Raw genomic sequence first — 21,881 nt, 5'->3', positions numbered from 1 at the left:
TGGGGCCTGTGCCTTGCCGGTTGGCTGGCGATCGCTCTGATCCCCAACAGCTACGAGGCCAAGGCGCGGGTGTCGGTCGAGACGCCCGATCTGCTGCCGAGCACGATCGGCACCGATCCGGCTCAGCGCAAGAATGATCTCGCCCGCATCAAGCAGACCCTGACCTCGACCGAGAATCTCGAGAAGGTCGTGCGCCGCACCGAGCTCAACATGCAGGTCGCCAACGAGCGCGACCTTGCCGCGCAGGTGGCGGCGCTGCGCCTGGCGATAAAGGTCACGGCGCAGCAGGACGACATCTTCGAGATCACCGCCACCTCGTCGGTGGCCGGATTTTCGAACGCGCAGAACGCGCGCACCGCCGCTGCCGTCGTCCAGGCGCTGATCGACGCGTTCGTCGAGGGCAATCTCGCCGGCGATCGCGCGCAGACCGGACAGACTTTGAGCTTCCTCGACGACGAGCTCAAGAAGCGCGAGATGGACCTGCGCGACGCGGAGCAGCGCCGGGTCGATTTCGAGACCCGCTTCATGGGCGTGCTCCCGGGCGAGGGGTCGGTCGCGCAGCGGCTGGCCGCCGCCCGGATGGAGCTCGCCAATATCGACGAGCAGCTGATCGCCGCCCAGGGCGGCCTTGCCGCGACGCGCGGGCAGGTCGCCGCCACCCCGACGAACATCGTCGGCGGCGAGGGCGGCGGCAGCGCCGCCGCGCAGATCGCGTCGCTCGAAGCGCAGCTCAGCCAGTCGCGCGCCCGCGGCTGGACCGACAATCATCCCGACCTGGTCGCGACCCGCGCCCAGATCGCGCGGCTTCGCCCGCAGGCCGAGGCGGAGCGGCGCAGCGGCGTCCCGACCGGCGCGTCCAATCCGCTCTACATCAGCTTGCGCAGCATGCTTGCCGAGAAGGAGGCGCAGGCCTCGGCGCTGGCCGCGCGCAAGAACCAGCTCCAGTCGGACCTCGCCCAGCTCAGCTCGCTGCAATCGGAAGAGCCCGAAGTGGTCGCCGAGCAGGCGCGGCTCAACCGCGACTATGAGGTGCTCAAGCGCCAATATGACAAATTGCTCGAGGATCGCGAGCAGCTTCGCCTGCGCAGCGACGTCAACATCCGCACCGAGGGCATGAAGTTCCGCGTGATCGAGCGGCCGAGCGTGCCGACCGTGCCCGCCAAGCCGAACCGGCCCTTGCTGCTCAGTGTCATCCTGATCGTCGCGCTCGGCGGCGGCGCGGGTGCGGCGTTCGCCAAGAGCCAGATTCAAATGACCTTCCCGACGCTTGGCCGCCTGCAGGCGGTGACCGGGCTGCCGGTGCTTGGCGCGGTCAGCGAGATCGTCACTCCCACCGCCCAGGCGGCGGCGCGGCAGCGGCTGCGCTGGTTCGCGGGCGCGGGCGCTGCGCTTGGCGGCGCCTACGTGCTGCTGATGGTCGTCGAATTCTGGCAACGCAGCATGGTCGCGTGAGGTGTCTCGGATGAACAAGCACAGCACCTTTGGCGGAGCCGGGGGCACCAGCGGCAGCGGCAGCGGATCCTTGTTCGAGCGCGCTGCCGAAGCCTATGACTATGAGGCCGAATTCCTGCGTCCGTCGGCGCCGCCGGCGGATGCCGCCCAGCCGAATCCGGACGCCCCGAATGCGCCGGATCCGGCGATCGAGGCTGACCTCCCGGAACAGCCGGCCTTCGAGCCGGCGATAGCTGACAAAGCCGAAGCGTTTTTCGACCCGGCTGAGGAGCGCGCTTCGCGATCCCCGCATCCGGACGCTCGGGAACGGGCGCCTCAGGGGCGGTACGGTATCGTCGATCGCGAGCGGCTCGCCGAGAGCGGTTTTGCGCTTCCCGACGCTGCAATCAGCGGCATTGCCGAGGAATTCCGGATCATCAAGCGCCAGCTGCTGCTCGCGACGGCTGGCCCGAGCGACGTCGATTCCGGCAAGCGGCGGACGATCCTGGTCTGCTCGGCGCAGCCGAACGAAGGCAAGACCTTCTGCGCGCTCAGCCTCGCGCTCTCGATGGCGGGCGAGAAAGAGTTCGAAATCCTGCTGGTGGACGGCGATTTCGCCAAACCGGAACTGCTTACCTTGTTGGGCCTCGAGGGAGGACCGGGCTTCGTCGATGCGGTCAAAAATCCGCACGTCGATCCCAATGAATTCGTCATCCGCACCGATATCAAGGGGCTTTCAGTCCTGCCGGCAGGCCGGCAGGCGAATGACGTCACCGAGCTGCTCGCGTCGACCCGCACCAACGAGGTGCTCGAAGCGCTCACGCTCAATCATCCCAACCGCATAATCATCTTCGATTCGTCGCCAGCGCTGGTGGCGTCGCCCGCGTCAGTACTCGCGAGCCACGTCGGGCAGGTGATGATGGTCGTGCGGGCGGATCAAACCACCGAATCGGATCTGCGCGAAGCGCTCGCGCTGCTCTCCGCCTGCGACACGATCAGCCTGGTGCTCAACGCAACGAGCCTGGCGGTCGGCGGACGACGTTTCGGCAGCTATTATGGATATGGTGAATGAACATGGCTCATGCATCGCTTCGGCGGATGGCCTTGCGCACCCTCGGCATCGCCGGGATCGCTGGCGGTCTCGCCTACGGCTCCGCCGCTGCCGCGCAGGCGCGCAGCGAGATCTCACCCTATCTCGAGGTCGAGCAGGTCTTCGACGTCGATTTGGAGAATGGTGACACGCTCACCTACACATCGGTCGCCGCTGGTATCGACGCTGAGGTCAGCACCAACCGCGTCGATGCGCAGGTCAGCTATCGCTACGAGCGTCGGATCGCCTGGGAAGACGATCTCGTCGACGAAGACGTGCACAGCGGCCTCGCCCAGGCGCGGATCGAGGTCGCTCGCGACCTGCTGAGCCTCGACGGCGGTGCGATCGCCGCGCGCGGGCGGCTCGACAGTGACGGCCCGGCGTTCGGCTTCAGCACGGCCGACGATGACAATATCGCGCAGATCTACGGCGTTTATGCCGGGCCGACCTTGTCGACCCATCTCGGCGCGCTTGCGGTCAACGCCGCCTATCGCTTCGGCTACGTCAAGGTCGACGATCACGGCTTCGATGACGGCTTACCCGGCGAAGAGCGGGATCGCTTCGACAGCTCGACCAATCACAGCGTGACCGGCAGTGTCGGCATGGCGCCCGGCCCGCTTCCGTTCGGCTGGACGGTCGGCGCCGGCTATGATCGCGAGGACAGCGACCCGCTCGATCACAAATTCGAAGGCGCATATGTTCGTGGCGAGGTCGTGCTGCCGGTGACCTCGACCTTCGCCGTCACCGGCGGCGTCGGCTACGAAGACTTGGAGGCCAGCCAGCAGGACATCGTGCGCGATTCGACCGGCCAGCCGGTCGTCACGCCCGGCGGCGAGCTGGTCGCCGACCCGACGAAGCCGCGCCTGCTCGTTTACGATCAGGATGGCGTGATCTGGGATGCGGGCGTGATCTGGCGCCCGAATCCGCGCACCGAGCTGATGGCGAGAGTCGGACGTCGCTACGGCGGCACGACCTATGTCGGGACTTTGCGCTACGAGATAAGCAGCAATTATGCGCTGAATGCGGTCGTCTACGACAGCGTCACCAGCTTCGGACGCTCGATCATCCACGACATCAATGGCTTGCCGGTCAAGTTTCAGAACAACAACAGGGGTCTCTCCGGTGGTTTCGGCGGTGTCGGGGGCTGCGTGTTCGGCTCCAAGCCGGGCACCGGCAGCTGCATGGACGACGCCTTCATGTCGGTCGCCAGCGAGGACTTCCGGGTGCGCGGCGGCAATCTGATCCTGTCGGGTAGCCGTGGCGTGTGGGACCTCGCTTTCGGGATCGGTTACGCGCGGCGCAAATATCTTGCCGCGGTCGGGGATGGCTTTTTCCCGATCGACGGTGTCCACGAGGAGAGCGTGACGCTCGACGGCAGCATTGGCCGCGATCTCACCGCCACGTCGGGGATCGAGTTCGACGCTTATGCCGCCTGGTACGACAGCGGGCTTGCGGGCGATGAGAATGTCTTCAGCGGCGGCATCACCGCCACTTACTACCGCAGCTTCCTGATGGAGCAGCTGCAGGCGGAAGCATCGCTCGGGCTCTACACCACCGACAGCGGCTCGACCGACTCGGTGTTCGCGACCGGGCTCGTCGGCCTGAGCTACACGTTCTGAAGGAGGGGGCTTCGCCCACCAGCTTGATGTACACCGATTATTACGGCCTGAGCGAACGTCCCTTCCAGCTCACACCCGATGCGCGTTTCTATTTCAGCAGCCGCACGCACAAGAAGGCGATGGCCTATCTCGGCTACGGCATAGCCCAGGGTGAAGGCTTCATCGTCATCACCGGGGACATCGGTGCCGGCAAGTCGACGCTCGTCCAGCATCTGCTGACGATGATCGACCGCGCACGGCGCAACGCGATCAGCCTGGTCTCGACCCAGGTCGAAGGCGACGACATGCTGCGCCTGGTCGCGCAGGGCATGGGCATCGTGACGGGCGGCCTCGCTAAGGCGCAGCTGCTCGACGAGATCGAGCAATGGCTGCGCGGCGAGGCGCGTGCGCGCAAGCGCACTTTGCTGATCGTCGACGAGGCGCAGAATCTGTCGGTTTCGGCGCTCGAAGAGCTGCGCATGCTCTCCAATTTCCAGCTCAGCGGCCAGGCTCTGATCCAGATATTGCTGCTCGGCCAGCCCGAGTTCCGCGAGAAGCTCGCGGGCGCCGATGCGCTCGAGCAGCTTCGCCAGCGGGTGATCGCGACCCACCATCTCGATGCGATGGAGCCGAGCGAGGTCGAGCCTTATATCGTCCACCGCCTTGCCGTCGTGGGCTGGCAGGGCCGCCCCGGCTTTACCGCCGCTGCGTTCGCCGCGCTCCATCGGCACAGCGAAGGCATCCCGCGCCGCCTCAACCAGCTCGCGAGCCGGTTGATGCTTTACGCGGGCATCGAACAGCTCGACACAATCGACGACGGCATCGTCGAGAGCGTGGTCGCCGACATGACGGCCGATGCACCGGCGCGCGCTCCGCAACAGCATGAGGCGCGGGTGCTTCCGCTGCGCGGCGCGACGATCGCCCCGGCCGGCCTTGATGCGGAGGTCAGGAGCGAGCTCGAAGGCATGCTCGAGCAAAGGGTCGCCGCGCTCGAGGCGCGTCTGGACGAGCAGGAGGTCGCGTTGCGGCGGATATTGACCCTGCTCGTCGATTGGGTGGAGAACGGGCAGCAAGCGCCGAGCTACCGCCACAACGCAGCATAGGCCCGGCATGATGATCGCTGCGGGGACGCTATCCGCGGAGGGATCATCCGCCATCGGGGGGCGGACGGACATGTTGAACGCACTGTCGGTCGACGTCGAAGATTGGTTCCAGGTCGGAGCCTTCGAGGACGTCATCGCGCGCGATCAATGGGATCGGCTGCCGCAGCGGGTCGAACGCAATTGCGACGCGGTACTCGCCATGTTCGAGGCGGCGGACGTCAAGGCGACCTTCTTCACCCTGGGCTGGGTCGCCGAACGCTATCCGGCGCTGATCCGGCGCATCGCGGAGGCGGGGCATGAAGTCGCCAGCCATGGCTGGGACCATCGCCGCGTGTTCACGATGAGTGCCGCAGAATTCCGCGCAGACCTCGAGCGCGCGCGCATCGCCATCGAGGATGCCTCCGGCCAGACCCCGGTCGGATACCGCGCGCCAAGCTTTTCGATCGACCAGCGCACGCCCTGGGCGCACGAGGTGCTGGCCGACGAAGGCTATGCCTATTCCTCGAGCGTCGCGCCGATCCGCCATGATCATTACGGCTGGCCCGACGCCCCGCGCTTCGCTTTCCGCCCGCTCGAGGATTCGGCCTTGATCGAGCTTCCGGTGACGACGGTGAGCATTGCCGGCGCGAGGCTGGCGGCGGGCGGCGGCGGCTTCTTCCGCTTGCTGCCATGGCTTTTCTCGCGCTGGGCGATCGACAGGGTCAACCGCGATGAGCACAGGCCGGCGGTCTTCTATTTCCATCCGTGGGAGATCGACCTTGGCCAGCCGCGGGTCCACAACGCCCGGCTGACGTCGCGCCTGCGCCATTATTCCGGCCTCTGGGCAATGGAGGGCAAGCTCAACAAGCTCCTCGCCCGCTATCATTGGGGGCGCACCTGCGACGTCGTCGCGATCGAGCGGGTGCGGCTGTCATGAACGCCATGAGCCCGAACCCCCTGGCGATGGCGTCGCTAAGCGCGCGCAAGGCGGACCTCGGCGATGCCGGCGAGCGCCGACGGATCGACTCGTTTGTGATGGGGCGCGACGACGCCAGCCTGTTCCACAGGACCGAGTGGAGCCTGGCGGTCGAGCGCGGCTGCGGCCAGCGCGCCCATTATCTGATCGCGGAGGACCAGCACGGCGCGCTCGTCGGGCTGCTGCCGCTCAGCGAGATACGCTCGCCCTTGTTCGGATCGGCGCTGGTTTCCGCCGGCTTTGCGGTCGGTGGCGGCGTGATCGCCGGCAGCGCGGCCGCGGCCGAGCTTCTCGCCGCGAGCGCGTGGCAGCTCGCCGCCGAGCTCGGCTGTCCGACCCTGGAGCTGCGCGGCGGTTGCGTGCCCGCTGGTTTCACGGCGCGCGAGCATGTCTACGCCGGTTTCGCGCGCGACCTTCCGGGCGACGAGGAAGCGATGCTCAAGGCGATCCCGCGCAAGCAGCGTGCCGAGGTGCGACGTGCGCAGGGGCTCGGCCTCGACTGCACGATCGGCCGGGGCGATACGGAGCGGCTCGCGCATCGCCTGGTCTATGCGGAGAGCGTGCGCAACTTGGGCACGCCGGTGTTCCCGCGCCGCCTGTTCTCGGCGATGCTCGACGCGTTTGGGGCCGATGCCGACATCCTCACGATCAGCGAGCAGGGGCGCCCGCTGGCGAGCGTGCTCAGCTTCTACTTCAAAGGGACGGCCTACCCTTATTGGGGCGGCGGCACGCGCCAGGCCCGCAATGTTCGCGCCAACGAATTGCTCTATTTCGAGCTGATGCGCCACGCCGCCGCGCGCGGCTGCACGCGCTTCGATTTCGGCCGGTCGAAGCTCGGCACCGGCGCTTATGCCTATAAGAAGAATTGGGGGTTCGAGCCGCAGCCGTTGACCTATGCGGTGCGCACCGCCGACGGCATGCCGCCGCGCGAGATCAATCCGCTCGACCCCAAATACCGGCTTCAGATCGCGCTGTGGCGCAAGCTGCCGTTGTGGCTCGCCAACCGCCTCGGCCCGCCGATCGCGCGCGGGCTCGGCTGATGGCCGACATCCTCTTCCTCGCCCATCGCATTCCCTATCCACCCGACCGCGGCGACAAGATCCGCTCCTGGCACATGCTGCGCCACCTCGGCGCGCTGGGCCGGGTCCATCTCGCCTGCTTTGCTGACGATGCGCAGGATGCCGCCGCGCTGCCCGCGCTCCGCGCCGCGATGGGCGGCCGGCTGGGCGAAGCGCATGTCGAGGTTCGCCGCCCCCGCCCCGCCGCCGCTGCTCTCGCGCTGGCGCAGGGCAAGCCGCTGTCGCTGGCCTTGTTCGGCAGCGCTACGATGCGCGGCTTCGTCGCGCGCCTGCTCGAAAGCCATGACGTCGCGACGATCTTCGCTTTCTCAAGCCAGATGGCGCAGTTCGTCCCCGCCGCAGAACGCCGCTTCGTGATGGACTTCGTCGACATGGATTCGGCGAAATTCGCTGACTATGGCGCGCGGCATCGCGGGCCGCTCGCCTGGCTCTACCGGCGCGAGGCGCGCACGTTGCTCGACTTCGAACGGGCGACGGCGGCGCGGGCCGATGTCAGCCTGCTGGTGAGCGAGGCGGAGGCCGCGTTGTTCAGCGCGCGGGCAGGGGCGGGTTCGCGCGATATTCGCGCGATCGGCAACGGCGTCGATCTCGATTTTTACGATCCTGCCGGGCCTTTTCCGATCCTCCCCGCACGGCTTCGCGGCGAAGCACCTTTGATCGTCTTCACCGGCCAGATGGATTACCGCCCCAATGTCGAGGCGGTGAGGGCTTTCGCGACGGAGGTGATGCCGCTCGTCCGCCGCGAGGTTGGAGAGGCGCGTTTCGCGATCGTCGGCCGCAAGCCGGCTGCGGCGGCGCGGCGTCTCGACGGCCATAACGGCACGTTCGTCACCGGCGCGGTCGACGACGTCAGGAGCTGGCTCGCCGCGGCCGACGTCGTCGTCGCGCCGCTCGGCATCGCCCGCGGCATCCAGAACAAAATTCTCGAGGCGATGGCGATGGCGCGGCCGGTCGTCGCGTCGCCCGCCGCCTTTGTCGGCATCGACGCCGAGCCCGGCCGCGACTTGCTCGTTGCCGATGGCGCGCCGGCCCAGGCATCGGCGGTGCTCGAGCTGCTGCGCGATCGCGGGCACGCCGATGCGCTCGGTGCGGCGGCACGGCGGCGCATCGAGCAGGGCTATCGCTGGGAGAGGATGCTCGCGCCGCTCGGCGCGATCGTCGGCGCGCCGGCGAAGGCGGCGGCATGACCGCGGTCCTGCCGATCGGCAAGGCTGCGCCGGCGGCCACTGCCGACAGCGCCTGGCGCAGCCATCTGATCGCCCTCGCCGGTGCAGCGGCGGTCCTGGGCTTGCTGTTCGCCGGCGATGCGGCCGACATGGTCGCCATCTGGCTCGAAAGCTCGACCTACAATCATATCGTCCTGATCCCGGCGATCATCGCCTGGCTGGTCTGGCAGCGCCTGCCCGAGCTTCGCCGGCTCGGCCCGAGCGCCTGGCCTGCCGGCCTGATCGTCGTGGCCGGCGGCGCTTTTGCCTGGCTGCTCGGCGAAGCCGGTGGCGTGGCGCTGGCGCGCCACCTCGGCCTGATCTTCATGCTGCAGGGACTGGTGATCGCCTGCTTGGGCAAAGCCGTGGCGCGCGGCCTGGCCTTCCCGATCTTCTATGCCTTGTTCCTCGTGCCCGCCGGCGAGGAAATCGTGCCCTTCATGCAGGGCGTCACTGCCGAAATGTGCATGGCCTTACTTGCGCTGGTCGGAATACCCGCGCATCTCGAAGGCGTCTTCATCTCGATCCCCGGCGGCTATTTCGAGGTGGCGGAAGCCTGTTCCGGGGTCAAATTCCTGGTCGCGATGCTCGCTTATGGCGCGCTCGTCGCCAACGTTTGCTTCCGTTCATGGACGCGGCGCGCTTTGTTCATGGCGGCTGCGGTGGCGATTCCGATCCTCGCCAACGGGCTACGCGCCTGGGGGACGATCTATGTCGCCTGGCACACGGGCAACGACTTCGCCGTCGGCTTCGACCATGTCCTCTACGGCTGGGTCTTCTTCGCGCTCGTGATCGCGCTGCTGATGGGTGCCGGCTGGCGCTTCTTCGATCGCGGGGTCGACGATCCATGGTTCGATCCCGCCGAGCTGCAGGCGGAGGACGCGAAACCCGGTTCGACCCACGCGCTTGCGACGGTCGCGGCGGCGGCGTTGGCCATTGCCGTCGTGCCGCCGGTCTGGCTTGGCGCTCTGTCTGCTTCGACAGGCGGCGCGAGCGCGGCGGACATGGCGCTTCCGGAGATCGACGGCTGGCAGCGGGTGCCGATGCGCGGCGGCCGCGCCTGGCGACCGCATTTTGCCGGTGCCGAGCGTTTGACGGTTGGCCGCTACCGCGACGACAGGGGCCGCACTGTCGATCTCGCGATCGCTTTTTTTCCGCGCCAGCGCGAAGGGCAGGAGATCGTCGGCTTCGGCCAGGGGGCGGCCGGGCCCGGCTGGACCTGGTCGGGGAATGCCGTCGCTCCGCCCGGCGGACGCGCGGACCGGATCACCTCTTTCGGCACGATCCGCGAGGTCGCGACCTTCTATCGCGTCGGCAGAATCGTGACGGGGAGCGCAATCGACGTGAAATGGGAGACGATGAGGGCACGCCTGCTCGGCGGGCCGCAGCAGGCGGTTGCCGTGCTGGTTTCGGCGCAGGCGCCGGCCGACGGCGTCAGCCCGCGTCCGGCGATTGATGCGTTCCTTGCAGCGCTCGGACCGATCGACCGCCTCGCCGACCGCGCCACGGGCGCCCGCTGAAATGTGCGGCATCGCCGGGATCTTTCATCCCGACGTCCCCAAGCCGGTCGATCCGGCGCGGGTGCGGGCGATGTGCGATGTTCTCGCCCACCGCGGGCCCGACGGAAGCGGCATCTGGACCGCGCCGGGGATCGGGCTCGGCCACCGCAGGCTCTCGATCATCGATCTCGATGGCGGCGCGCAGCCGATGGCGAGCGCGGACGGGGCGCTGGTCGTCAGCTTCAACGGCGAGATCTATAATTTCCAGGAGGTGAGGGCTGAGCTCGAGGCGCGCGGCCACGGCTTCCGCACCGAGTCCGATACCGAGGTGATCCTCGCCGCATGGCGGCAATGGGGCCCCGACTGCCTGTCGCGCTTCAACGGCATGTTCGCCTTCGCGCTCTACGACCAGGCCGCCGAGACCCTGTTCCTCGCGCGCGACCGGCTCGGCGTGAAGCCGCTCTATCATGCCATGCTGCCCGACGGCGCCCTGGTCTTCGCTTCCGAGCTCAAGGGCCTGCTCGCCCATCCCTTGCTGCGGCGAATCCCCAATCCGCAGGCGGCCGACGATTTTCTCGCGTTCGGCTATGTTCCCGACGACAGCGCGATCGTCGCTGGCGTCAAGAAGCTCGCGGCCGGCCATTATCTGCTCGCCCGGCGCGGCCGCTCGATCCCGCGGCCGGTGCGCTGGTGGGACGTCGATTTCAGCAATCCCTCGTCGGCCTCGGCCGCCGCGCTCCGCGAGGAGATGATCGAGCGGCTGCGCGCGGCGGTCCGCTCGCGGATGATCGCCGACGTGCCGCTCGGCGCCTTTCTGTCGGGCGGGGTCGACAGTTCGGCGGTCGTCGCGTTGATGGCCGAGGCGAGCCGCAGCGCGGTCGAGACCTGCTCGATCGGCTTCGACGAGGCCGACCATGACGAGACGCGCTATGCCAAGCTGGTGGCGGAGCGTTTCGCGACCAACCATCGCACGCGGATCGTCGCCGCCGACGATTTCGGCCTGATCGACACGTTGGTCGAGGCGTTCGACGAGCCGTTCGCCGACGCGTCGGCGCTCGCCACCTATCGCGTGTCGGAGCTTGCCCGCGAGAGGGTCAAGGTCGCGCTGTCCGGCGACGGCGCGGACGAGGCGTTCGCCGGCTATCGCCGCTATCGCTTCCACGGCGCCGAGGAGCGCGTGCGCCGGCTGCTGCCGGGCCGCGCGCAGCGGCTGCTCGGCATGCTTGGCGATCATTATCCCAAGCTCGACTGGGCGCCGCGCGTGCTGCGCGCCAAGACCAGCCTCCAGGCGCTCGGCCGCTCCGGCGAAGAGGCTTATGCCGAGGCCGTCGGCGTCACGCCGCCGCCGCTCCGCGCGCGTCTTTATTCGGATGCGATGCGCCGCACCCTGCGCGGCTATCATGCCGAGGATCGCTATGTGCGGGCGATGCGCGGTGCGCCGGCCGACGATCCGCTGTCGCGCGCGCAATATGCCGATCTCAAGATCTGGTTGCCCGGCGACATATTGACCAAGGTCGACCGCACCAGCATGGCGGTGAGCCTCGAGGCGCGCGAGCCTCTGCTCGACCATCGGCTGGTCGAATTTGCGGCGCGCGTTCCGGCCCGGCTGCGGCTCAAGGGCGGGACCGGCAAGTGGCTGATGAAGAAGGCGCTCGAGCGCAGCTTGCCGCGCGAGATCCTCTACCGGCCCAAGATGGGCTTCGTCACGCCGGTCAGCGCCTGGCTGCGCGGCCCGCTTGCCGACCGCGCCGCGGCGATCGCACGGGGCTCGGCGCTCGCCGAGCTCGGCTGGTTCGACGAGGCCGCGATTGCGCGTGTTGCCGCCGACCATCGCGCCGGCAAGGCCGAGCATGGCCGGCTGCTGTGGCAATTGCTGATGCTCGACAAATCGCTTCAGCTTGTCTTCGGGCTTGGCGCGGAGCCGTCGTACAGCGCCTCGACGAAATACAGCCCGTCCGGCGGCGCGTTGAAGCCGAGCGCGGTGCGGTCGCGCGCCTGAAGCGCGGCTTCCAGGTTCGCCGCGCTCCATTTGCCGCGGCCGACCAGCTCGAGGCAGCCGACCATCGAGCGCACCTGATGATGGAGGAACGAGCGTGCAGCGGCGTGGATCTCGATCCGATCGCCGTCGCGGCGTACGTCGAGCCGGTCGAGCGTCTTGACCGGGCTTTGCGCCTGGCATTGCACGGAGCGGAAGGTGGTGAAATCGTGCCGCCCGACGAGGATCTGCGCCGCATCGTGCATCGCCTTCGCGTCGAGCTTCGGCTTCACCCGCCAGGCGCGCCCGGCATCGAGCGTCAGATCGGGGCGGCGGTTGACGATCCGGTAGAGATAGCGCCGCCCGGTGCAGCTGAAGCGTGCGTGCCAGTCCGCCGCCACCGGTTCGGCCTTGAGGATGGCGATCGGCCACGGACGCAGCTTGGCATTGAGCGCTTCGCAAAGGCGGAAGGCGGTGAAAGCCCGCTCGATCTCGACATGCGCGCTCATCGCCAGCGCATGAACGCCGGCGTCGGTGCGGCCGGCGGCGTGCAGCGTCGCCGCTTCGCCGGTGATCGCCCGCACCGCTTCCTCGATTTTCTGCTGGACCGACGGGCCGTTGCCCTGCCGCTGCCAGCCGACGAACGGGCGGCCGTCATATTCGACGATGAGCTGGAAGCGCGTCATGCGAGCGACGTGCCCGGCGGGATCGCGAAGCCGCGCAGCAATTCGGCCGCGCTCATCGCGCCGCGCCCGGCGCGCTGCACCAGCCCCGGCACGATCGCGCCTTCGCCGCAGGCGATGGCCAGCCGGTCGTCGAGCACCGTGCCCGGCGTGGCCGAGCTATCGTCGATGGCCTCGGCGCTGAGTATTTTGATCCGCTCGCCGCCGAGCTCGAAAAAGGCGCCGGGTTGCGGGTTGAACGCGCGCACTTGGCGCTCGACGAGCGTGGCGGGCTGGCTGAAATCGAGCCTTGCCTCGTCCTTGGCGATCTTGGCGGCGTAGGTGACGCCCTGCTCGGGCTGGGGCGTCGGCTGCAGGCGCGGCAGCGCGTCGAGCACTTCGGCCATCAGCGCGGCGCCGATCGCCGCCAGCTCGGTGGTGAGTGCGCCGGCACTCTTGCGGTCGATCGGCGTGTCGCGCACCGCATAGACCGGGCCGGTATCGAGCCCGCGTTCCATGCCCATGATGCACACGCCCGTCCACTCGTCGCCGGCCAGGATCGCGCGCTGGATCGGCGCGGCGCCCCGCCAGCGCGGCAGCAGCGAGCCGTGGACGTTGAGGCAGCCGTGGCGCGGCGCGGCAAGGATCGGCTCGGGCAGGATCAGGCCATAGGCCGCGACCACCGCGACATCGGCGCCGAGCGCCGCGAACTCCTGCTGCGCGCCGGGGTCGCGCAGGCTCGCCGGCGTGCGCACCTCGATCCCCGCCGCCTCGGCGCTGTGCTGGACCGGCGATTTGCGCCGCGCCTTGCCGCGCCCGGCGGGGCGGGGCGGCTGGCAATAGACCGCCGCGAGATCATGGCCCGCGGCGATCAGCGCGTCGAGCGTCGGCACCGCGAACTCAGGGGTTCCCATGAAGATGATCCGCATCCTGCTTCCCTATCCGTTGATCGCGGCTTGGCAAGCGCATCCTCCCGCTCCTATTCGTGAGGGTTCAAACTCGGTGGTGGGACGGATCGCGACATGGTCATCCGGGATGGCGTGGGAGGAGAAGAGCGAAGAGCGGGCGTGATGCCCGGTCGAGTGCTTCGACGCGGCACGGCGCGCGGATGGCCATGCCCTTCGGGTGGGACGAAAAAGGGCGTTGGCGCGGTCGCTCGTTTGCCCGATACTGACGGTATCGGGCTGCGCTCGCTCCCTCCCAACGCCCTTTTTCGTCTCCATCGCGACCGCCCCACCACCGAGTTTGAACCCTGACATGGCATCTCCCGAAATCGAGGCGTTGACGCAGGCGCTGGCGCGGCTGCCAGGGCTTGGCCCGCGTTCGGCGCGGCGCGCGGTGCTGCACCTGCTCAAGCGGCGCGAGAGCGCGATGGAGCCGTTGCTGCGGGCGCTCGAGAAGGTCAACGAGCGGCTGGTGGTGTGCGGTAATTGCGGCAATGTTGACACCAACGATCCCTGCGCGATCTGTGCCGATCCGCGCCGCGACAGCCGATTGCTGTGCGTCGTCGAGGAAGTGGCTGACCTGTGGGCGCTGGACCGTTCGCGGCTGTTCCCCGGCGCTTTCCATGTTTTAGGCGGCCGGCTCTCGGCGCTGGAAGGGGTCAGGCCCGAGGATCTTGCGATCGACAAGCTGATCGCGAGAGTCGGCCGCGGCGGCATCGACGAGGTGGTGCTGGCGATGAATGCGACGCTCGAAGGCCAGACCACCGCCCATTATCTGGTCGAGCGGCTCGAAGGCCTGCCGGTCCGCATCACCCAGCTGGCGCACGGCCTGCCGGTCGGCGGCGAGCTCGATTATCTCGACGAGGGCACGCTCGCCCAGGCGCTGCGGGCGCGGCGCCCGATCTCGTGATCGGGTTCGAGATCGGCCTGATCCGCTTGACGCAAAGCCGCGCAATTCCTACGTTTTAGCCATGGCCATCCTACCGATCCTCGAAACGCCCGACCCCGTATTGCGGCAGATTTCCATCCCCGTCGAAACGGTCACGGACGAGCTTCGCACATTGATCGACGACATGTTCGAGACGATGTACGCCGCGCCGGGCATTGGCCTTGCCGCGGTCCAGGTCGGCGTTCCCAAGCGCCTGCTGGTGATCGACCTCCAGGAGCCGGAGGAAGAGGAGGGCGAGCCGGTGCGCAAGCCGCTCGTCTTCATCAACCCGGAGATCCTCGAAGCGTCGGACACGCTCCAGCCCTATCTCGAGGGCTGCCTGTCGGTGCCGGAGCATTATGCCGACGTCGAACGCCCGGATCGCATCCGCGCCCGCTGGCTCGATGCCGACGGCAAGGCCCGCGAGGAGGAGATCACGGGCATGCTCGCGGTCGTGCTCCAGCACGAGATGGACCATCTCCAGGGCATCTTGTTCATCGATCATCTCTCGCGGCTGAAGCGCGACATGATCCTGCGCAAGCTCGCCAAGGCGAGGAAAGAGCAGCCCCGCAAGGCCGCCTGACCTTTTGCCAATTATCCACAGCTGATCACGTCCGCTGGTGCGCGTCCCCTTGAGCGCGCAATGATCCTGCTCTAGGTTCGCTCTTCGTTCCGCTCGACGGAGATGATCTTGGACCTCCTTTTTATCCTCCCGCTGCTCCTGCTCGGCCTTGGCCTGGGCTGGTTCGCCGGCCATCGCCAGGCGGCGGCTTTCCGCCAGGAGCGCGACGCGCAGGCGGAAAGCTTCCGCCGCGCGATCGCCGATCTCGCCGCCGCCGAGGAACGTGCCAAGCAGGTTCCGTTGCTGCAGGCGCAGGTCGAGGCGCTGAGGGCAGAGCGCGACGCGGCGCTGCGCGAGACGGCGACCCTGCAAGCCGATTCCCGCAATTTCGAGCTTCGTCACAAGGAACTGAGCGAGGCGAGGGACCTGCTCTCCGCGCAGTTCAGCGAGATCGGCGGCAAGCTCCTCCAGGACGCGCAGAAGAATTTCCTCGAGCGCGCCGACGCGCGCTTCGGGGAGGCACGCAAGGAGAATAGCGCCAAGCTGCAGCTGCTGCTCAAGCCGGTCGAGGATACGCTCAAGCGCTACGAAGAGGGTCTCACCAGAGTCGAGAAGGATCGGGTCGGTAGCTATCACGAGCTCAAGGAGGCGGTCGAGCAGGTCCGCGTCGGCCAGAGCCAGGTTCGTGACGAGGCCGCGAAGCTCGTCAACGCGCTTCGCCACAGCCCCAAGTCGCGCGGGCGCTGGGGCGAGCAGAGCCTGCGCAACGTGCTCGAGCAGGCGGGCCTCTCGCCTTACGCCGATTACCAGTCCGAAGTCTCGGTCGACACCGGCGACGGGCGGCTGCGTCCCGACGTGATCGTCCGGCTTCCGGGCGGTCGCAAGCTGATCATCGACGCCAAATGCTCGCTCAACGCCTTCCTCGATGCGTCCGAGGAGGTCGACGAGGTCCTACGGCTCGGTCACCTCAAGGCGCATGCGGCATCGATCCGCAACCATGCGACCCAGCTTGGCGGCAAGAATTATTGGCAGCAGTTCGGCGATGCCGCCGACTATGTCGTGATGTACATCCCGGGCGAGCATTTCCTCACCGCTGCGCTCGAGCAGGACGATGGCCTGTGGGAATGGTCGTTCGAGCGGCGGGTGCTGCTCGCGACGCCGACCAATCTGGTCGCGATCGCGCGCACCGTCGCGAGCGTCTGGCGGCAGGAGAAGATCGCCGAGGAAGCGGCCGAGATCGCGCGGCTCGGCAAGGAATTGTACGAGCGCCTGGCCGTCGCGATGGGGCACCTCAAGCGGGTCGGCACCGGCCTCAACAGCGCGGTCGAGAATTACAACAAGTTCGCGGCGAGCCTGGATGGCCGCGTCATGGTCTCCGCGCGGCGCTTCCGCGATCTCGGCATTGGGTCGGGGGCCAAGGAGATCGAGCAGATCGACACCGTCGACATCCTCGCCAAGACTTCCTCCGATGCGCTTCCCGCGCTTGAACAGCCGGACGCCGAAGCCGCCGAATAAGGCGGTTTTTTGTTTCCGTGATTTCCGAGCCGTCAGGTGCTTCCACCTGACTTGAAATCACTCCTAGACGTCCCAATCGGCGCGGCGTTCGCCGCCGCAGCCGTGATAGGTCTCGCCGTCCGCGATGACCATCACCTTGTCGGCATAGCCGTGGCCGCTCATCGCATCGTTGCAGCGGCCGTGGGTGATGTCGACGGTCAGCCGTTCGGTCTCATAGCGATGGCCGTTGAACGTCGTGCGCGGCTCGGGCCGCGCGACATTGATCTTCTTGTCGCCGTAATTGCCGAGATAATCGATGCGGCCGCCGGCGATGGTCAGCGCCCACCCGGGCTCCTGGCCGACAGCGCGATATTGTTCCGGCAACGGTGCCGGCGGTGCGGTCGTCACCGCCGGATAGGCGCAGGCCGCCATGGTCGCGAACAGCAGATAAGCGGGCCACCGCGGCATGCTGACATTGTTTTTCATGGCAGCCAAAGCGTTCCAACGAGTCGGAGGTTCCAACCTAGGTTAAGCTAAGCGAGGCCTCGCTAGGCCCGCCATTGATTGGTCACCTCATAAGCGGTGACCGCGGCCGCGACCGCGGCGTTGAGGCTGTCGGCCTTGCCGCGCATCGGGATCTTGATCAGCAGGTCGCATTTCGCCTCGTAATCGGCGGGCAGGCCCTGCGCTTCATTGCCGATCAGGATGAAGCTCGGCTTGGCGTAGCGCGCCGCCTGATAGTCCAGATCGGCAGCGAGGCTGGTGCCGACCAGCTCCCCTTCGCCGCTGCGCAGCCAGGCGATGAACTCGGCCCACGGTGCCGCCGCGATCTTCTGCGTGAACAACGCGCCCATCGAAGCGCGGACCGCTTCGGGTGAGAATGGATCCACGCAATCGTCGACCAGGATCAGCCCACCCGCGCCGACCGCATCGCCGGTCCGCAATATGGTGCCGAGGTTGCCGGGGTCGCGAAGCGCCTGCGCGACCAGCCACAGATCGGCCGCGCTCCGATCGATCCGATCGAGCCCCGTGGGGAAGATGCGGTAGACGCCGAGCACGGCCTGCGGATTGTCCTTGCCCGACAATTTGTGGAGGATGTCGGCGTTGGTCTCGATCGCCTCGCCGCCCGCCGCTTCGGTCGCGGCGATCAGCGCCTCGAGCAGGGCATGGCGCTCGGCGGCGTTGAAGAACAAAGTTTCGGGGAGGAAGCCGGCCTCGCGCGCCTCGGTGAGAATGCGCAGCCCTTCGGCGATGAACAGCCCCTCGCGGCGGCGGTTCTTCTTGTCCCACAGCCCGCGGACCTGCTTGACGAGTGGATTGGAAAAAGCGGTGATCGCGCGCGGCAGCGGCTTCACTCCTCGCCGAATTTGGCCTCGACCAGCTCGGCCAGCGCCTTGACCGTTTCGTCGGCGCCGTCGCCTTCGGCGCTGATCGTGATCTGGTCGCCCATCGCCGCGCCGAGCATCATCAGCCCCATGATCGACGTGCCGCACACCTTCGAGCCATCCTTCTCGACCATCACCTCGACCGGAAGCGTGGCGGCGAGGGTGACGAACTTGGCGCTGGCGCGTGCGTGCAGGCCGCGCTTGTTGAGCACAGCCACCGTCTGGCTCGGCATGTCAGACGATCTCGCCGAGGATCTCGGATGCGACCGAGATATATTTGCGTCCGGCTTCGCGCGCAGCGGCGACCGCGGACCTGACGTCCATCGTCTTGCGCGCGCCTTCGAGCCGAATCAGCATCGGCAAATTGACCCCGGCGATGACCTCGATCGCTTCCGACTTCATCAACGAGATGGCGAGGTTAGAGGGGGTCCCGCCGAACAGATCGGTGAGGATGATCACGCCGGAGCCGTCGCCGACCTGCTCGACCGCCTCCGCGATGTCGTTGCGCCGCGCCTCCATGTCGTCGTCGGGGCCGATACAGATCGCCGCGATCTGCTCCTGCGGCCCGACCACATGCTCCAAAGCCCTGACGAACTCCGTGGCGAGCCGACCATGGGTAACCAGCACCAAACCGATCATCTAAACACCTTGAAAATCGCTCTTCCGCCCTTCGATGCCGTCATGCGGCAGCGAGGCGAGGTCTCGATGCTCGACCGTGGGCGAAAATCCCTCGGCGCGCAACCGTGCCGCCACCCGTTCGGCGACATGGACCGAGCGGTGGCGCCCGCCCGTACAGCCAAAGGCGACGGAGACATAGGATTTTCCTTCCGCCTGGTAGCGCGGAAGCAGGACGAGCAGCAGCTCCTCGATCTTAGCGAGTGCCTGGTCATAGCCTTCGTCGGCCGCGATATACGCGCCGACCGCGGCGTCGCTGCCGGTCAATGGCCGCAGGTCGAGGTCCCAGTGCGGATTGCGCAGGAAGCGCATGTCGAGGACGATGTCGGCATTGCGCGGCAGGCCGCGGGCGAAGCCGAACGAGAGGATCGTCAAGGTCGGCGCGTCGCCGCTCGCCGCGAACCGCTGGCGGATCTGCTGCTGGAGCGCGGGAGAGTCGACGTCGGTCGTGTCGATGATATGGTCCGACCAGCGGCGCAGCGGCGCCATCAGGTCGCGCTCCTCCGCGATGCCGTCGGTCGCCGGGCGGTCCGGAGCGAGCGGGTGGCGGCGGCGCGTTTCCGAATAGCGGCGCAGCAGCTCCGCGTCGCCGCATTCGAAGAACAAGGTCTCGACCGGATAATCATGTCCGCTCGCCAAGCCCTTGATCTGCGCAACGATGCGATCCGCATCGAAATCGCGCGTCCGGCTGTCGATGCCGATCGCCAGCGGCCGGCGGCGGTCGGCGCTTCCCTTCGCCAGCGGCGTCGAAAGAAGATGCTCGAGCAGCGACAAAGGAAGGTTGTCGACCACCTCCCAGCCGATATCCTCCAAGGTCCTCAACGCAGTCGACTTGCCCGCACCCGAAAGTCCCGTCACCAAGAGGATGCGGTTGGGGGCGGCGCCGGCTTTCACTCGGGCTTCAGCCCGAACCGCTCGAGCGCGAGCTCGACCTTGATCGGCGCGGAGGGCTCGTGCGCCTTCACCGCGACCACCGGCAAATTCACCCCGGCGACCATCAGCAGCTCTTGCTCGTTGGGCAGGCGGGGGGCCTCGCGCTCGAGATCGACATAGAGGCAGACGGGGACGTCGATCGCCCGATCGATGTCGATGATGCCGAGCCCGCGGACCTCGATCTTGCCGGCGATGTTGAGCGGCGCGGTGGCGACGAGGCGGCCGCTGACTCGGCGCACCAAGGTATAATCGTCGCTCACCAGGGTTGCGCCGCGATCGATCAGCCGCAGCGCGAGATCGGATTTGCCGGCACCCGAATGGCCGGCAAGCAGGATCGCGGCGCCATTCTTGGCGACGCACGAGACGTGAAGCGTCTCGGAAGATAGCGATGGAGCCGTCATGGTCAAACCCCCCGGAAACGTAGCACGAAGCGGGCGCCGTTGCGTCCGCCATGACGATCCTCGACACTGATGCGTCCGTCGTGTCCCTCGACGATCGCTTTCGCGATCGAGAGGCCGAGCCCCGAATGGCGCCCGAAAGTCTCGCCTTCCGGTCTGATGCTATGGAAGCGGTTAAAGATCGCCTCACGAACCTCCGGCGGCACGCCCGATCCTTCGTCCTCCACCGTCACCAGCACGTCCTTATCGAGCGCGACGGCCGCGATTTCAACGAGTCCGCCCGGCGGCGAGAATGAAATCGCATTGTCGACGAGGTTGTCGATCGCCCGCGCGAGCCGCGCTTCCTCACCCAAGATGATCGCCGAGCCGACCCGCGGCCTCGCGAAGGCGATGTGCACGTCGTGCGCGGCGGCGCGCGCGTCCCACAAGGGAAGCAGACCTTCGATCATCGTGCCGAGATCGATCGGCTCGAAGCGCGCGCGGGTGAGCTCGGCATCGAGGCGGGAGATTTCGGCGATATCGCCGATCAAGCGGTCGAGCCGCGTGACGTCGTGACGCACCACGTCGAGCAGCTGCCGACGAAGCTCGGGATCCTCGACCCGCTCGAAGCTGTCGACCGCGGATCGCAGCGAGGCGAGCGGGTTCTTGAGCTCGTGCGTCACGTCCGCGGCGAAAGCTTCGGTCGCATCGATCCGGTAGCGCAGCGAATGCGTCATGTCGTGCAGCGCCTGCGCCAGCAGGCCGATCTCGTCGCGGCGCGCCGGAAGCAGCGGCACGTCCACCTCGCGGGCGCGCCCGAGACGCACGAGGTGCGCGGCGCGGGCGAGATGCTGCAGCGGCCGTGCGATCGTGCGCGCCAGGAACAGGGACAGCAGAACCGACAAAGCGATCGTCGCAAGCAGGATGAAGCCCAATGTCATCCGTTCGCTGCGGACGACCCGTCTTATGTCGCGCGCGTTGGTGGTGAGCAGCAGGACCTTGTCGCCCGGGATCGCCGCGGCCGCGGAGACGAACGCCGTCCCCTCGGGTGCGCGTCGCAGCGCGGCCGCCGGGCTGCCGCCCGACCGTGCCCGTCGTGCCTCCGGCCAGCGTTGCAGCAGGTCGGGGTTCGGCTCGATCAGCGGCGGAGCCTGCTGCGCGCCGACGATCGCATCGAAGCCGTTGTCCAGGATCCGCGCGATGTCCTTGGGCCAGGATTCGGCGGCGGGATCGCGAAGCTCGTAGGTCGGGCCGGTAACCTCCCAACTGTCGAGCTGCTTGGCACCCCCGGGCCCGTAGACGCGCAGTCGCGCGCCTGAATCGCGACCGACCTTGGCCAGCAGCGGCGCCCAGAAAGCCCGGGGCGTGATCGTCAGCGCATCGGCGATCATCTGGGCCTGGGTCTGCGCCTCCGAAATGCGCGCGCCGATCAGCCGGCTGCGAAAGCTGTCGAGATAGAAGAGGCTGCCGGCGAGGATCGCCAGCGCGAAGATGTTGACCGCCAGGATACGGTGGGTGAGTGTCCACCGGTTCGACCAGCGCAAGGCCAGCTCGCGATCTTCATTCCTCGGCAAAGCGATACCCGACGCCGTAGAGCGTCTCTATGGCCTTGAAATCGCCGTCGACGCTGCGGAACTTGCGCCGCAGCCGTTTGATGTGGCTGTCGATCGTGCGATCGTCGACATAGATGTCGTCGTGATAGGCAACGTCCATCAGCTGGTTGCGCGATTTGACGACGCCGGGCCGCTGGGCGAGCGCCTCCAGGATCATGAACTCGGTGACTGTGAGGGTGACGTCGCGGCCGTCCCAGCTCACCCGGTGGCGCGCCGGATCCATCGACAGCCGCCCGCGCACGATCTGGTCCTGCTCGGGTTCGTCGGCTGCATCGGCGGGAGGCAAAGCGCGCATTTCGGCGCGGCGCAGCACCGCGCGAATACGCGCGATCAGCAGCCGCTGCGAGAAGGGCTTGGCGATATAATCGTCGGC

Annotated in this window: 22 protein-coding genes; 12 read left to right on the top strand and 10 right to left on the bottom strand. The window is 67.7% G+C overall.

The features are described from left to right. The 9 genes from V6M48_RS06785 to V6M48_RS06745 all read left to right on the top strand — a co-directional run. On the top strand, positions 1 to 1,452 hold a 1,452-nt coding region (locus V6M48_RS06785; RefSeq protein ID WP_332811774.1), incomplete at its 5' end, for an XrtA system polysaccharide chain length determinant. Positions 1,453 to 1,462: 10 nt separating this feature from the next. Beyond that, on the top strand, positions 1,463 to 2,503 hold the full coding sequence (locus tag V6M48_RS06780) for a hypothetical protein (protein ID WP_332811773.1): 1,041 nt from the start codon (positions 1,463 to 1,465) through the stop codon (positions 2,501 to 2,503). Continuing rightward, positions 2,500 to 4,140: a hypothetical protein gene (locus V6M48_RS06775; protein WP_332811772.1), complete on the top strand. Its 1,641-nt coding sequence runs from the start codon at positions 2,500 to 2,502 to the stop codon at positions 4,138 to 4,140. Before V6M48_RS06780 ends, V6M48_RS06775 begins: the two co-directional genes overlap by 4 nt. A gap of 26 nt (positions 4,141 to 4,166) precedes the next feature. After that, positions 4,167 to 5,222 carry an XrtA/PEP-CTERM system-associated ATPase gene (locus tag V6M48_RS06770; RefSeq protein WP_332811771.1) on the top strand — a complete coding sequence of 352 codons (1,056 nt, stop codon included), beginning with the start codon at positions 4,167 to 4,169 and terminating at the stop codon, positions 5,220 to 5,222. Positions 5,223 to 5,292: 70 nt separating this feature from the next. Next, the gene (locus tag V6M48_RS06765) at positions 5,293 to 6,138 is read left to right on the top strand and encodes an XrtA system polysaccharide deacetylase (protein WP_332811770.1); all 846 of its coding nucleotides are present in this window, start codon (positions 5,293 to 5,295) and stop codon (positions 6,136 to 6,138) included. Positions 6,139 to 6,143: 5 nt separating this feature from the next. Beyond that, complete coding sequence (locus V6M48_RS06760) at positions 6,144 to 7,217, top strand: FemAB family XrtA/PEP-CTERM system-associated protein (RefSeq protein ID WP_332811769.1); 1,074 nt, start codon at positions 6,144 to 6,146, stop codon at positions 7,215 to 7,217. After that, positions 7,214 to 8,443, top strand: coding sequence for a TIGR03087 family PEP-CTERM/XrtA system glycosyltransferase (locus tag V6M48_RS06755; RefSeq protein ID WP_443019056.1), 1,230 nt, complete (start codon positions 7,214 to 7,216; stop codon positions 8,441 to 8,443). Before V6M48_RS06760 ends, V6M48_RS06755 begins: the two co-directional genes overlap by 4 nt. Next, entirely contained in the window at positions 8,440 to 9,981 is a 1,542-nt protein-coding gene (xrtA, locus tag V6M48_RS06750) for an exosortase A (RefSeq protein WP_332811767.1), read from the top strand. Before V6M48_RS06755 ends, xrtA begins: the two co-directional genes overlap by 4 nt. Position 9,982: 1 nt before the next feature. Then, positions 9,983 to 11,959 carry an XrtA/PEP-CTERM system amidotransferase gene (locus V6M48_RS06745; protein WP_332811776.1) on the top strand — a complete coding sequence of 659 codons (1,977 nt, stop codon included), beginning with the start codon at positions 9,983 to 9,985 and terminating at the stop codon, positions 11,957 to 11,959. On the opposite strand, the gene truA is transcribed toward V6M48_RS06745, so the two are convergent. Together truA and fmt are read right to left on the bottom strand one after the other, a co-directional pair. Next, entirely contained in the window at positions 11,854 to 12,621 is a 768-nt protein-coding gene (gene truA / locus V6M48_RS06740) for a tRNA pseudouridine(38-40) synthase TruA (protein WP_332811766.1), read from the bottom strand. The two genes, V6M48_RS06745 and truA, sit on opposite strands and share 106 nt — an antisense overlap. After that, on the bottom strand, positions 12,618 to 13,526 hold the full coding sequence (gene fmt, locus V6M48_RS06735) for a methionyl-tRNA formyltransferase (RefSeq protein ID WP_332811765.1): 909 nt from the start codon (positions 13,524 to 13,526) through the stop codon (positions 12,618 to 12,620). Before fmt ends, truA begins: the two co-directional genes overlap by 4 nt. Before the next feature lie 328 nt (positions 13,527 to 13,854). Between fmt and recR the strand changes: the two genes are divergently transcribed. From recR to rmuC, 3 genes are all read left to right on the top strand, one after another. After that, the gene (recR, locus tag V6M48_RS06730) at positions 13,855 to 14,451 is read left to right on the top strand and encodes a recombination mediator RecR (RefSeq protein WP_332811764.1); all 597 of its coding nucleotides are present in this window, start codon (positions 13,855 to 13,857) and stop codon (positions 14,449 to 14,451) included. Between the two features lie 61 nt (positions 14,452 to 14,512). Further along, a complete protein-coding gene (gene def / locus V6M48_RS06725) occupies positions 14,513 to 15,052 on the top strand; it encodes a peptide deformylase (RefSeq protein WP_332811763.1) in 540 nt (179 codons plus the stop codon). A gap of 102 nt (positions 15,053 to 15,154) precedes the next feature. Beyond that, positions 15,155 to 16,546: a DNA recombination protein RmuC gene (gene rmuC, locus V6M48_RS06720; RefSeq protein WP_332811762.1), complete on the top strand. Its 1,392-nt coding sequence runs from the start codon at positions 15,155 to 15,157 to the stop codon at positions 16,544 to 16,546. 63 nt (positions 16,547 to 16,609) lie between these two features. On the opposite strand, the gene V6M48_RS06715 is transcribed toward rmuC, so the two are convergent. From V6M48_RS06715 to V6M48_RS06680, 8 genes are all read right to left on the bottom strand, one after another. Next, positions 16,610 to 17,011, bottom strand: a complete 402-nt coding sequence (locus V6M48_RS06715) for a hypothetical protein (protein ID WP_332811761.1) — start codon at positions 17,009 to 17,011, stop codon at positions 16,610 to 16,612. 62 nt (positions 17,012 to 17,073) lie between these two features. Then, entirely contained in the window at positions 17,074 to 17,871 is a 798-nt protein-coding gene (locus V6M48_RS06710) for a TrmH family RNA methyltransferase (RefSeq protein ID WP_332811775.1), read from the bottom strand. A gap of 5 nt (positions 17,872 to 17,876) precedes the next feature. Next, on the bottom strand, positions 17,877 to 18,143 hold the full coding sequence (locus V6M48_RS06705) for an HPr family phosphocarrier protein (RefSeq protein WP_332811760.1): 267 nt from the start codon (positions 18,141 to 18,143) through the stop codon (positions 17,877 to 17,879). 1 nt (position 18,144) lies between these two features. Beyond that, a complete protein-coding gene (locus V6M48_RS06700) occupies positions 18,145 to 18,549 on the bottom strand; it encodes a PTS sugar transporter subunit IIA (RefSeq protein WP_332811759.1) in 405 nt (134 codons plus the stop codon). Further along, on the bottom strand, positions 18,550 to 19,479 hold the full coding sequence (rapZ, locus tag V6M48_RS06695) for an RNase adapter RapZ (RefSeq protein ID WP_332811758.1): 930 nt from the start codon (positions 19,477 to 19,479) through the stop codon (positions 18,550 to 18,552). It lies immediately after the preceding gene. Next, positions 19,476 to 19,919 (bottom strand): HPr kinase/phosphorylase, encoded by a 444-nt coding sequence (locus V6M48_RS06690; protein WP_332811757.1) that lies wholly within the window; start codon positions 19,917 to 19,919, stop codon positions 19,476 to 19,478. The genes rapZ and V6M48_RS06690 overlap by 4 nt, the downstream gene beginning before the upstream one ends. 2 nt (positions 19,920 to 19,921) lie before the next feature. After that, positions 19,922 to 21,469, bottom strand: coding sequence for a sensor histidine kinase (locus tag V6M48_RS06685; protein ID WP_332811756.1), 1,548 nt, complete (start codon positions 21,467 to 21,469; stop codon positions 19,922 to 19,924). Then, on the bottom strand, positions 21,456 to 21,881 hold a 426-nt coding region (locus tag V6M48_RS06680), incomplete at its 5' end, for a response regulator transcription factor (protein ID WP_332811755.1). The genes V6M48_RS06685 and V6M48_RS06680, both read right to left, overlap by 14 nt.

The sequence above is a fragment of the Sphingomonas sp. genome (assembly GCF_036677245.1).
Classification (GTDB): domain Bacteria; phylum Pseudomonadota; class Alphaproteobacteria; order Sphingomonadales; family Sphingomonadaceae; genus Allosphingosinicella.
The sequence above is the reverse complement of the archived record's forward strand: the minus strand, read 5'-3'. Positions and strand labels throughout refer to the sequence as shown.

Excerpts from the sequence above, each read along its gene's own strand:
- V6M48_RS06780 (WP_332811773.1), top strand. The coding sequence starts at position 1,463 with ATGAACAAGCACAGCACCTTTGGCGGAGCCGGGGGCACCAGCGGCAGC.
- V6M48_RS06775 (WP_332811772.1), top strand. The coding sequence starts at position 2,500 with ATGAACATGGCTCATGCATCGCTTCGGCGGATGGCCTTGCGCACCCTC.
- V6M48_RS06770 (WP_332811771.1), top strand. The coding sequence starts at position 4,167 with ATGTACACCGATTATTACGGCCTGAGCGAACGTCCCTTCCAGCTCACA.
- V6M48_RS06765 (WP_332811770.1), top strand. The coding sequence starts at position 5,293 with ATGTTGAACGCACTGTCGGTCGACGTCGAAGATTGGTTCCAGGTCGGA.
- V6M48_RS06760 (WP_332811769.1), top strand. The coding sequence starts at position 6,144 with ATGAGCCCGAACCCCCTGGCGATGGCGTCGCTAAGCGCGCGCAAGGCG.
- xrtA (WP_332811767.1), top strand. The coding sequence starts at position 8,440 with ATGACCGCGGTCCTGCCGATCGGCAAGGCTGCGCCGGCGGCCACTGCC.
- V6M48_RS06745 (WP_332811776.1), top strand. The coding sequence starts at position 9,983 with ATGTGCGGCATCGCCGGGATCTTTCATCCCGACGTCCCCAAGCCGGTC.
- truA (WP_332811766.1), bottom strand. The coding sequence starts at position 12,621 with ATGACGCGCTTCCAGCTCATCGTCGAATATGACGGCCGCCCGTTCGTC.
- fmt (WP_332811765.1), bottom strand. The coding sequence starts at position 13,526 with ATGCGGATCATCTTCATGGGAACCCCTGAGTTCGCGGTGCCGACGCTC.
- recR (WP_332811764.1), top strand. The coding sequence starts at position 13,855 with ATGGCATCTCCCGAAATCGAGGCGTTGACGCAGGCGCTGGCGCGGCTG.
- def (WP_332811763.1), top strand. The coding sequence starts at position 14,513 with ATGGCCATCCTACCGATCCTCGAAACGCCCGACCCCGTATTGCGGCAG.
- rmuC (WP_332811762.1), top strand. The coding sequence starts at position 15,155 with ATGATCTTGGACCTCCTTTTTATCCTCCCGCTGCTCCTGCTCGGCCTT.
- V6M48_RS06715 (WP_332811761.1), bottom strand. The coding sequence starts at position 17,011 with ATGAAAAACAATGTCAGCATGCCGCGGTGGCCCGCTTATCTGCTGTTC.
- V6M48_RS06705 (WP_332811760.1), bottom strand. The coding sequence starts at position 18,143 with ATGCCGAGCCAGACGGTGGCTGTGCTCAACAAGCGCGGCCTGCACGCA.
- V6M48_RS06700 (WP_332811759.1), bottom strand. The coding sequence starts at position 18,549 with ATGATCGGTTTGGTGCTGGTTACCCATGGTCGGCTCGCCACGGAGTTC.
- V6M48_RS06690 (WP_332811757.1), bottom strand. The coding sequence starts at position 19,919 with ATGACGGCTCCATCGCTATCTTCCGAGACGCTTCACGTCTCGTGCGTC.